At 46.2% G+C, this 7,268-nt stretch carries 10 protein-coding genes and 1 rRNA gene; 10 read left to right on the top strand and 1 reads right to left on the bottom strand.

The window, feature by feature from the left end:
* From rrf to rsmI, 10 genes are all read left to right on the top strand, one after another.
* A 5S ribosomal RNA gene (gene rrf, locus KNP86_RS15850) occupies positions 1-80 on the top strand; the annotation flags it as partial.
* 85 nt (positions 81-165) lie between these two features.
* The gene (locus KNP86_RS15015) at positions 166-1,587 is read left to right on the top strand and encodes an aminotransferase class I/II-fold pyridoxal phosphate-dependent enzyme (protein WP_251130541.1); all 1,422 of its coding nucleotides are present in this window, start codon (positions 166-168) and stop codon (positions 1,585-1,587) included.
* A gap of 2 nt (positions 1,588-1,589) precedes the next feature.
* On the top strand, positions 1,590-2,228 hold the full coding sequence (gene tmk / locus KNP86_RS15010) for a dTMP kinase (RefSeq protein ID WP_034781763.1): 639 nt from the start codon (positions 1,590-1,592) through the stop codon (positions 2,226-2,228).
* Positions 2,228-2,557, top strand: coding sequence for a cyclic-di-AMP receptor (locus tag KNP86_RS15005; RefSeq protein ID WP_029594397.1), 330 nt, complete (start codon positions 2,228-2,230; stop codon positions 2,555-2,557). Before tmk ends, KNP86_RS15005 begins: the two co-directional genes overlap by 1 nt.
* A 17-nt stretch (positions 2,558-2,574) precedes the next feature.
* Entirely contained in the window at positions 2,575-3,567 is a 993-nt protein-coding gene (locus tag KNP86_RS15000; RefSeq protein WP_214712705.1) for a DNA polymerase III subunit delta', read from the top strand.
* A 6-nt stretch (positions 3,568-3,573) separates the two neighbouring features.
* Positions 3,574-4,404 carry a PSP1 domain-containing protein gene (locus KNP86_RS14995; protein ID WP_034781766.1) on the top strand — a complete coding sequence of 277 codons (831 nt, stop codon included), beginning with the start codon at positions 3,574-3,576 and terminating at the stop codon, positions 4,402-4,404.
* A gap of 23 nt (positions 4,405-4,427) precedes the next feature.
* The gene (yabA, locus tag KNP86_RS14990; protein ID WP_034781768.1) at positions 4,428-4,763 is read left to right on the top strand and encodes a DNA replication initiation control protein YabA; all 336 of its coding nucleotides are present in this window, start codon (positions 4,428-4,430) and stop codon (positions 4,761-4,763) included.
* Between the two features lie 65 nt (positions 4,764-4,828).
* Positions 4,829-5,563, top strand: coding sequence for a tRNA1(Val) (adenine(37)-N6)-methyltransferase (locus tag KNP86_RS14985; protein WP_034781771.1), 735 nt, complete (start codon positions 4,829-4,831; stop codon positions 5,561-5,563).
* Positions 5,556-5,834 (top strand): GIY-YIG nuclease family protein, encoded by a 279-nt coding sequence (locus KNP86_RS14980; RefSeq protein ID WP_034781773.1) that lies wholly within the window; start codon positions 5,556-5,558, stop codon positions 5,832-5,834. The genes KNP86_RS14985 and KNP86_RS14980 overlap by 8 nt, the downstream gene beginning before the upstream one ends.
* Positions 5,806-6,675, top strand: a complete 870-nt coding sequence (gene rsmI, locus KNP86_RS14975; protein ID WP_214709874.1) for a 16S rRNA (cytidine(1402)-2'-O)-methyltransferase — start codon at positions 5,806-5,808, stop codon at positions 6,673-6,675. The genes KNP86_RS14980 and rsmI overlap by 29 nt, the downstream gene beginning before the upstream one ends.
* A 16-nt stretch (positions 6,676-6,691) precedes the next feature.
* Here rsmI and KNP86_RS14970 read toward each other — a convergent pair whose 3' ends face one another.
* Positions 6,692-6,985, bottom strand: coding sequence for a transition state genes transcriptional regulator AbrB (locus KNP86_RS14970; protein ID WP_012727742.1), 294 nt, complete (start codon positions 6,983-6,985; stop codon positions 6,692-6,694).
* Between the last annotated feature and the right edge of the window lie 283 nt (positions 6,986-7,268).

Raw genomic sequence — 7,268 nt, 5'->3', positions numbered from 1 at the left:
ATGCCGAACACGGAAGTTAAGCGCTTCAGCGCCGAAAGTAGTTGGGGGTCTCCCCCTGTGAGGATAGGACGTTGCCAGGCCAACGCGAAAGACGATCAAGCATCCGCTTGGTCGTCTCTTTTTGTATATATATGTCGTATTTAATTCGGATGGGAAGGTGTCTAAATGACTCGAAAACCTAAACATAATCCTTTTACATTTATGGAGACGCTTGAGCAACATGTGCGAGAAGGACGGGTTTCTTTTCATGTACCTGGCCATCACAATGGAACGGTGAGAGATGAAAAGCTTCCGACGGCCTTCCAAAAAATTATGCCATATGACTTAACAGAGCTTGGTCACTTGGATGATTTACACCATGCGGAAGGTATTATTTTAGAAGGTGAAAAGGCATTAGGATCCCTTTACCAGAGTAAAAGCAAATGGTTGGTAAATGGCTCTACTGCAGGGAATTGGAGTCTATTAGCAGCAACCGTAAAACGGGGAGAACGAGTGTATGTACAACGTAATTCCCACAAATCGGTTTGGAACGCCATTGAGTGGCTCGGTTTAGAACCCATTTTACTCACTCCTGAATTAGATAGGGGGAGCAGTTTACCGACTGTCGTCACATTAGAAACAATTCAAGATGCTGTCACGCAGTACCCAGGTGGGAAAGCCCTCCTACTGACGTCTCCTACTTATTACGGAGATATGGCAAACATCCCGGAGATCAGTGCTTATTTGCGTTCGTTGCATATTCTTCTCTTAGTTGATGAAGCACATGGCGCTCATTTGATTCATCCTACATTTCCAAAGCGATCCGCTATTTTCGAAGGAGCTAGCGCAGTCGTACAATCAGCCCACAAAACATTGCCCGCTCTCACGATGGGGGCATGGATTCATTATAAAGAAGAAATCGATGAAAAACGTCTCTTTCATGCGCTTTCATCTTTCCAAACATCTAGCCCATCTTACTTGATTATGGCCTCGCTTGATTACGCCCGAGAGTACCTCGAAAACTTGAGTGACCGAGATTGGACTCATATTCAAACGAGTCATTTTTCATTCATCATGGAAATGAGACGTGCTGGGTTTTCAATCAAAGTGGGCGATGATTTCACCAAGATGACTGTGTTAACATACCCTAAAAATGGTCTGATCTTTAGCCAGCATTTAGCGTCAATCGGGATTGACGTGGAACTGGCTGCAGAAGATCACGTGTTATTCTGCTTGCCGTTAAGGGAATTAAAAAGCCAAGAGATTCAACATTGGGTCAAACTGATTAAAAATGCATCGCAGCACGTCCCGCTCATTGTTGAAGATGAGACAATCTATCCTTACCCGATGACTGAACGCGTTTCGTTGTTGCGTTCTATATCGGACGACGCTGATATTGAACGTCTACCGTTTGAGCAAGCGATTGGTTCTGTTGCGGCAGAGACCGTTATTCCGTATCCGCCGGGGATTCCTTGGATTCTAAGAGGAGAAGTCATCACAGACGAGAAAATCCGAGTTTTGAATGAATGGATTTCATTAGGACGGAACCTGCAGGCAAGTAGACATGTTATGATGAAACAAATTGATGTTATCGTAGAGGAGTTTTAAGCGTGAAAGGTATGTTTATTACTGTGGAAGGACCAGATGGTTCTGGGAAAACAACACAGCTACAATTGTTAGTTCAGTCATTGACTGAACAAGGGTATGAAGTGGTCGTCACCCGAGAGCCAGGGGGAACGAAGGTCGGAAACAGTATTCGAGAAGTCTTGCTCTCGCCAGAACATGATGAGATGACGCCTCGAGTCGAAATGATGCTCTATGCCGCATCCCGAGCTCAAAACATTGATCAAGTGATTCGACCGGCTCTCCACCGTGGAGCAGTTGTCGTATGTGATCGATTTGTGGATGCCTCGATTGCGTATCAAGGCTATGGGCTCCAATATGATTTGTCACAAATTTTGTCGTTAAACGACTGGGCGACTGCTGGGATCAAACCAGATTTGACGTTTCTCTTTGACTTGACCCCGGATCAAGCGAGCCATCGCATGAAAGATAGAGGCCAATTAGATCGAATCGAGAGCCGTGATGAGTCTTTCCATCAACGCGTATACGAAGGATTTCAAATATTATTAGAGCAACATCCAGAACGAATGGTACGTATTGATGCGAACGCCTCGATTGAAACCATTCAGGATGAAGTGTTAGATATTACGTTAGAACGATTAAAAGAAAGAGGAGTGATGCAATGATGAAGATGGTAATCGCGATTGTACATGATAAGGACAGTGCCCGCTTGTCAGATGCTTTGATTGAAGAGGACTTCCGTGCAACGAAATTAGCCACAACGGGAGGTTTTTTGAAAGAAGGAAACACCACGTTTATGATTGGTGTACCGAAAGAGCGGTTAGATGACCTACTTGCGTTAATCAAATCAAACTGCTCGAGCAGGGATCAAATGATTACGCCGATTTCACCGATGGGTGGACACGCTGATTCATACATTCCTTATCCTGTAGAAGTCCAAGTTGGCGGAGCGACTGTGTTTGTCTTGCCGATTGAAGGATTTCATCAGTTTTAATGGGGACGGTCACGAACATGAGTTTTCAGGAGTTATCAAAATCTCAAACGGTTATTGCGAAAGTGATTGAAAACTCGATCGTTGCTCAAAAGGTCGGTCATGCATATATCTTTTCAGGTGACTATGAACCGTACTTGATTGAAACGGCACAGTTGTTTGCGAAATCCCTTTTTTGCGAGTCGCCTGACGGGGTAGAACCCTGCGGTAACTGTCGAAACTGTAGACGAATGGATTCGGGAAACCTTGTCGACTACATGGAAGTCGAACCGGATGGAGCCAGCATTAAGAAAGAACAGGTGCAACAGTTATTGAGTGACTTGTCTTTACGTGGTGCAGAAGGTGACCGTCAAGTGTATGTGATTCACCAAGCCCATAAGATGACGCCACAAGCCGCCAACAGCCTATTGAAGTTCTTTGAAGAGCCAGGTGTAGGGAAACTAGCCATCTTGGTAACAACTCAGCCACAACTTCTCTTACCGACGATTCGTTCGCGAGCTCAGCATTTAGTATTCCGACCGATTGATCGAGAACGGCTTGTGGAAACGTTGGTCGCAGACGTGCAATGTACGAGCGATTTAGCGCGTCTTGCTTTAGAGACATATCCGAAATTCGAAGACGCGCGTGAGGCGCTTCACAACGACTGGTTTGTACAGGCGTATGGGCTAGTGGTACAATTAGTTGAAGTATTGACAAAACGCCCGCAAGAATTGCTTTTATTCGCCCAAGAAAAATGGCTCGGTCATTTTAAAGGGCGGAATGAACTGCGAGTCGGTCTCGAGCTGTTCGGAAATTGGTTGGAGCAAGCGCTCCACTTCAAAGTGCGAACAGACTATGTCCCGGAGTTGTTTACGAGAGAACAAGCGCTATATACCGCGTTTGTAAAAGATCGTCCGGTTCATAAAATCGTCCATGCTATTGAATCTGTCCATGAGGCGATTCGACGACTAGAGGCAAACGTCAATCCTCAATTAACGTTCGAACGGTTAACGTTCGATTTGCAGAAAGGATAGGAGAGCGTGCTTGAAGTAGTCGGAGTCCGTTTTAAAGAAGCGGGAAAAATCTATTACTTTTCACCAGGCGAAGCAACGCTTGAACGTGGGGACCATGTCATCGTAGAGACGGTACGAGGCATCGAGTACGGTGAAATCGTCCAAGTTGGTAAACAACTAGGTGAAGACGAAGTGGTTTTACCGCTAAAGACAATCCTTCGTGTCGCCGATCAAAAAGATGCCGAAATCGTACAAGATAATCGATTGGCCGCTTTTGACGCTCACGCCGTCTGTGAAGAAAAAATTCGTGAACATCGACTTGAGATGAAGTTAGTAGATGTTGAGTATACATTCGATCGTAATAAAGTCATCTTTTATTTCACGGCAGAAGGCCGTGTTGATTTCCGTGAGCTCGTTAAAGATTTAGCGAGTGTGTTTCGGACTCGAATCGAGCTTCGCCAAATCGGGGTTCGAGATGAAGCGAAACTGCTGAGCGGAATCGGACCTTGTGGCCGTGTGTTGTGTTGCTCCTCGTTCTTAGGGGAATTTGAACCGGTATCCATTAAGATGGCCAAGGATCAGAACCTATCCTTGAACCCGAACAAGATCTCCGGTGTATGCGGTCGTCTCATGTGCTGTCTAAAATACGAGAACGATACGTATGAAGAATTAAAGCGGGATTTGCCAGACGTCGGAAAACGAATCAAAATTCCAGAAGGTGACGGACGTGTCATCGGTCTCAACATCTTGGATCAATTGATTCAAGTCGAGTTGAATGATCGGACCCGTGTTGTGACGTATACAATCGACGAACTCGTCGAAGTCGGTGCAGTCAAACGAAAACCGTCGAAACAGTGATGGGGTGCTGAGCAGTGGAAAGAATGGATAAAAAGGAAGTCATGATGCGGGTCGATGCGATCGAGCAACAGATGCAATTGTTGACGGAGCATTTAGGGGTGCTCAAAGAGCAACTCGCCTATTTGCTCGAAGAAAACCAACACATGTATCTCGAGAACCATCATCTGCGCGAAAAAGTAGAACAACTCGCAGAAGTCGAGACACCTAACGGAGATCCTCAAATTGCCTTGTCTGGAAAAGGACAAAATAACTTGGCGGCGTTATACCAAGAAGGGTTTCATATCTGCAATTTGCACTATGGACAAGTCAGAAAAGACGGGGATTGTCTCTTCTGTATGTCAATGCTAAATAAACATTAATAAGGGGCGATAGACGGGTATATACTCGTCCGTCGCCTTTGTACGTTATGTAGGAGGGAAATGGCGTGACTGTAAAACAAGGTGAACGTCTTGATGATTTGTTAGGACGTCCCGGAAAAATCATTCAAAGTGATGATGTATTTTCGTTTTCATTGGATGCGGTGTTGCTGGCTGAATTTGTGTGGGTCCCGATTCAAAAAGGGAGACTCGTTGATTTATGCGCCGGTACGGGGGCTATTCCGCTCTTTTTATCGTATCGGACGAAAGGAACGGTGACAGGACTTGAAATCCAGCCCCGTCTCGTTGATATGGCGAATCGAAGCATTGCCGTTAACGATTTAAGTGACAGACTGCACATCCTTGAAGGCGATGTGAAACATGCGACCAGCGTACTAGGGCATGCTCGTTATGACGTTGTCACGTGCAACCCACCTTATTTTTTAGCAAACGAAACTTCGCTCCGTAATCAAAATGAACATCATACGATTGCACGTCATGAAGTGCTTTGCACGTTAGAAGACTGTATCCGCTCAGCCAGTCAACTCGTCAAACCGGGTGGGAAGGTAGCCTTCGTCCATCGACCGGAGCGATTACTCGATATTCTAACGCTCATGCGGGCGTATCGGATTGAACCGAAACGAATGCAACTCGTTTACCCGAAACAAGGCCGAGACGCAAATACACTTTTAATAGAGGGGTCGAAAGATGGAAAAGCAGGGCTCACAATCTTACCTCCGTTTGTCGTTTATGAGGAAGATGACACGTATACGAGCGACATGCGGGCCATCCTCGATGCGTAAGCACTTTGCCTATATTCTCGAGTGTAGCGATGGCACATACTATACCGGATATACGACGGATGTAGATAAGCGGATGGACGTGCACAACAGCGGTAAAGGTGCGAAATATACGCGAGCGCGTCTCCCGGTGACGTTACGATATGTCAGGTCGTTTGCGACCAAACGTGAAGCCATGCAGTACGAATGGTCCATTAAACAACTCACTCGGGCTCAAAAACAGCAATTGATGGAGGGAACGAGTAATGAACTCACAGAAAAGTTATCAGACTGATGGGCCCACGCTCTATGTTGTGCCGACGCCGATTGGAAATCTAGAAGACATGACGTATCGAGCGGTTCGAATTCTAGGAGAAGTCGATTTGATCGCGGCCGAAGACACACGCCAAACGATGAAGCTCTGTCGCCATTTCGGCATTGAGACGAAACTAGTCAGCTACCATGAGCACAATAAGCACGTGAGTGGCCCGCGCTTAATCGAAGATATCGAGGCCGGCAAATCAGTCGCCGTCGTCTCAGACGCGGGCATGCCGGGGATTTCGGACCCGGGGAGTGACCTCGTGCGGTTGGCCATTGAAGCGAAGCTCCCTGTCGTCGTGCTCCCTGGAGCGAACGCGGCGTTGACGGCTCTTGTCGCCTCTGGTCTTGCGACCGAGCGGTTTTTGTATTACGGATTCTTGCCACGTAAAAAGAAAGAGCGGCTCGATGTGTTATCTTCTTTGCAATATGAACCGGGCACCATCATTTTTTATGAAGCGCCACATCGGTTAAAAGAGATGCTGACCGGGATTCAGGACGCGTTCGGCAATCGGCAACTCGTTCTCGGACGAGAGTTGACGAAAACGTTTGAAGAGTTTTTACGCGGGACGGTAGAAGAAGCGCTTGTTTGGTGTGAAGGTGAGGTACGTGGTGAGTTCGTCGTCATGGTGGCTGGTTCGACGGAAATAGCACCGACACACGATTGGTGGGAGGCGTTATCGCCGCTCGAACACGTCGATCGTTATATCGAAGACGGATTGAAGCCGAACGCCGCTATCAAACAAGTTGCTAAAGAGCGCGGTTTATCACGTGGCGAGGTGTACGACGCCTATCATCAAGTCGACAAAAAAGAGTAAGCAAGGAATTCCTTGCTTACTCTTCGCTGTAGTAGTTTTCGAGCATGTTTTTCAACTCGACGAGAACGCGTTGTGCGCCTTCTGGTGAAAGGATCAATTTACCGTCAGCCAACTTGAAGTTGTCATCCGATACTTCGCCCGTCACTTGGCAAGTCATGTTCGGTTTGTATTTTTTCAACACGATTTGATCGTTGTCGACGTAGATTTCAAGAGCGTCTTTCTCAGCGATCCCGAGTGTGCGGCGCAATTCGATTGGAATGACGACACGACCGAGCTCATCAACTTTCCGTACGATACCTGTAGATTTCATTTTGTGTTTCCTCCTCCAATGGTGTCGAAATCTCTTGGTGACATGAGTCGTCAAAATTCGACAATGTTACTACAGCAAAAAGCATACTAAACTTTCCAATTGCAGTCAACTGCTTACTATTGGAAATCTACATTTTCGAAAATTGGCGATATGAGAACGATATATACCTAAAATTCCCCGAAAGTTAGGACATGAAACAAAGAAAGGGTTTTTTTGGAACATTTTTTATGAGGTAATAACAAAATAATTCCAAACAATTGGTTTGGAAATTCTTTTGTCGAAC

Origin of the sequence: Exiguobacterium sp. s16 (genome assembly GCF_018618115.1) — a bacterium.
Classification (GTDB): domain Bacteria; phylum Bacillota; class Bacilli; order Exiguobacteriales; family Exiguobacteriaceae; genus Exiguobacterium; species Exiguobacterium mexicanum_A.
This window is presented reverse-complemented; position numbering and strand designations above follow the sequence as displayed.

Excerpts from the sequence above, each read along its gene's own strand:
- KNP86_RS15015 (WP_251130541.1), top strand. The coding sequence starts at position 166 with ATGACTCGAAAACCTAAACATAATCCTTTTACATTTATGGAGACGCTT.
- KNP86_RS15005 (WP_029594397.1), top strand. The coding sequence starts at position 2,228 with ATGAAGATGGTAATCGCGATTGTACATGATAAGGACAGTGCCCGCTTG.
- KNP86_RS15000 (WP_214712705.1), top strand. The coding sequence starts at position 2,575 with ATGAGTTTTCAGGAGTTATCAAAATCTCAAACGGTTATTGCGAAAGTG.
- yabA (WP_034781768.1), top strand. The coding sequence starts at position 4,428 with ATGGATAAAAAGGAAGTCATGATGCGGGTCGATGCGATCGAGCAACAG.
- KNP86_RS14980 (WP_034781773.1), top strand. The coding sequence starts at position 5,556 with ATGCGTAAGCACTTTGCCTATATTCTCGAGTGTAGCGATGGCACATAC.
- rsmI (WP_214709874.1), top strand. The coding sequence starts at position 5,806 with ATGAACTCACAGAAAAGTTATCAGACTGATGGGCCCACGCTCTATGTT.
- KNP86_RS14970 (WP_012727742.1), bottom strand. The coding sequence starts at position 6,985 with ATGAAATCTACAGGTATCGTACGGAAAGTTGATGAGCTCGGTCGTGTC.